The 2,344-nt window shown below is 61.4% G+C and carries 3 protein-coding genes and 1 pseudogene; all 4 read right to left on the bottom strand.

The window, feature by feature from the left end:
• Positions 1-209: pseudogene (locus tag DBR24_RS17305) on the bottom strand (cytochrome c5 family protein); the annotation flags it as partial.
• A 182-nt stretch (positions 210-391) separates the two neighbouring features.
• On the bottom strand, positions 392-940 hold the full coding sequence (locus tag DBR24_RS17300) for a cupin domain-containing protein (protein WP_123469824.1): 549 nt from the start codon (positions 938-940) through the stop codon (positions 392-394).
• 88 nt (positions 941-1,028) lie between these two features.
• Positions 1,029-2,102 (bottom strand): alanine racemase, encoded by a 1,074-nt coding sequence (alr, locus tag DBR24_RS17295; RefSeq protein ID WP_123469826.1) that lies wholly within the window; start codon positions 2,100-2,102, stop codon positions 1,029-1,031.
• Between the two features lie 94 nt (positions 2,103-2,196).
• On the bottom strand, positions 2,197-2,344 hold a 148-nt coding region (locus DBR24_RS32580; protein WP_256591590.1), incomplete at its 5' end, for a Rid family hydrolase.

Raw genomic sequence — 2,344 nt, 5'->3', positions numbered from 1 at the left:
TTGCAATGTTTTGCAATCACTTCATCCGGTGTCTTCGCACCACCGCCGCCGCCAGCGGAGGCAGCGACCTCCATTCCTTTGCATTCCTGCCCCTGAACGCACACCTGGCCGACCGGCTCGAGGCGCTTGGCAATGTCGTCATTCGTCGCAGCTTGAGCGCTGACAGCCCAGAGGGCCAGTACGGTTGCTGGTGCGGCCAGCATTTTCATAATTAGGTTCACGCGTTCACCCTCAATGGTGGCTATTCACGCCTGCGGCCACGGTTCGCAGGCGGGCGCAAGTATAGCGGGTAGCCCGCCACACTGAAACAACCCCATAGTCGAAGGGGTTATACCGCGCAGTGGAAAAACTATTCGGATGCCTTCGCCGTCATGGCCTGGCGCCTCTATCGTTAAAAATTCGCCGGCGTGGCTGCGCTGATTAGTCGCGCCGGCGTGTCGAACGGATTACGGAAACGATGCGGCTTGGTACTTTCAAAGTAGTAGCTGTCGCCGGCTTCGAGAATAAAAGTTTCCAGACCCACCACCAACTCCAGACGACCCTCCACCAGAATCCCGGTTTCTTCGCCTTCATGGGTGAGCATTTCTTCGCCGGTATCGGCGCCCGGCGGGTAGATTTCGTTGAGGAAGGCAATAGCGCGGCTAGGGTGCGCGCGGCCGACCAGTTTCATGGTCACGGCGCCGTCGGAGATGTCGATCAGCTCGTTGGCCTTGTAGACGATCTGGGTCGGGACTTCCTGCAGGATCTCTTCGGAAAAGAACTCGACCATCGACATGGGAATCCCGCCCAGCACTTTCCTCAGCGAACTGATCGAAGGGCTGACGCTGTTCTTTTCGATCATCGAAATGGTGCTGTTGGTAACGCCCGCGCGCTTGGCGAGTTCACGCTGGGAAAGCCCTTTGAGCTTGCGGATCGATTGCAGTCGTTCACCGACGTCCAAGGCGGGAGCCTCCTGATGTTGTAAGAATATTGAGCGTTATCATGGCGACAGCGTTCAGTATTTACAACACTTGGCCCCCGCAGCGGTGTCAGCCCTCGGAATAGAGCCTTGGCACGCGACGCAGGTTGCAGAAGATCTGGTACGGAATGGTGTCCGCCCACTTCGCCACTTCGCTGGCGAGGATGTTTTTCCCCCACAGCTCGACGGTCGAACCGAGGCCGGCTTCCGGCACATCGGTGAGGTCAATACACAGCATGTCCATCGACACGCGACCGAGAATGCGGCTGCGTTGGCCGGCGACCAACACCGGCGTACCGGTCGGTGCCTGACGCGGGTAGCCATCGGCATACCCCATGGCGACCACGCCGACGCGCATCGGCTTGTCGGTGATGAATTTGGCGCCATAGCCGATCGGCTCGCCGGCGGGCAGTTCGCGCACGCAGATGACTTTCGATTCGAGGGTCATTACCGGTTGCAGACGCTCGGCCACGGCGTTGGCTTCTTCGAACGGGGTCGCGCCGTAGAGCATGATGCCCGGACGCACCCAGTCGCTGTGAATCTGCGGCCAACCGAGCACGGCCGGCGAGTTGCGCAGGCTGACTTCGGCCGCCAGGCCCTGACGCGCCGCTTCGAACACCGCGACCTGATCGGCGCTGCTCTGCTCGTGCAGCTCATCGGCGCGGGCGAAGTGGCTCATCAGCACGATCTTCGCCACTTTGCCGCTGGCCAGCAGGCGTTGATAGGCCGCCGCGTAATCCTTGGGATGCAAACCGACGCGGTGCATGCCCGAGTCGAGTTTCAGCCACACGGTGATCGGTTTGCCCAATGCCGCCTGCTCGATCGCTTCGAGCTGCCACAGCGAATGCACCACGGTCCAGAAGTCATGCTCGACGATCAGCGCCAATTCATCGGCTTCGAAAATCCCTTCCAACAGCAACACTGGCGCACGAATGCCAGCGGCGCGCAGCTCCAGCGCTTCCTCGATACAGGCGACGGCAAACCCGTCGGCCTCGGCTTCCAGCGCCTGGGCGCAACGCACCGCGCCATGGCCATAGGCATCGGCCTTGATCACGGCCAGCGCCTTGGCGCCGGTGATTTCGCGGGCAATTCGGTAGTTGTGGCGCAGGGCTTGGAGGTCGATCAGGGCACGGGCAGGACGCATGGCGGCAGACTTCTAGGCGGTCATGGGAAGAAAAACCGGCGCCGACTGACGACGTGAACCGCCAACAGCGCCGGGAGAGGGATCTTTGAAACGGTTAAGGCAACGCGGCGACGACGGAAATCTCCACCAGGATGCTCGGTTTGGCCATCTTCGCTTCGACGGTGGCGCGGGCCGGCGCGGCGCCTTTGGGCAGCCACTGGTCCCACACCGAGTTCATCCCGGCAAAGTGCGCCTCGATGTCG

Source organism: Pseudomonas sp. HMWF006 (assembly GCF_003061205.1).
In the GTDB taxonomy this organism is placed as follows: Bacteria; Pseudomonadota; Gammaproteobacteria; order Pseudomonadales; family Pseudomonadaceae; genus Aquipseudomonas; species Aquipseudomonas monsensis.
The sequence above is the reverse complement of the archived record's forward strand: the minus strand, read 5'-3'. Positions and strand labels throughout refer to the sequence as shown.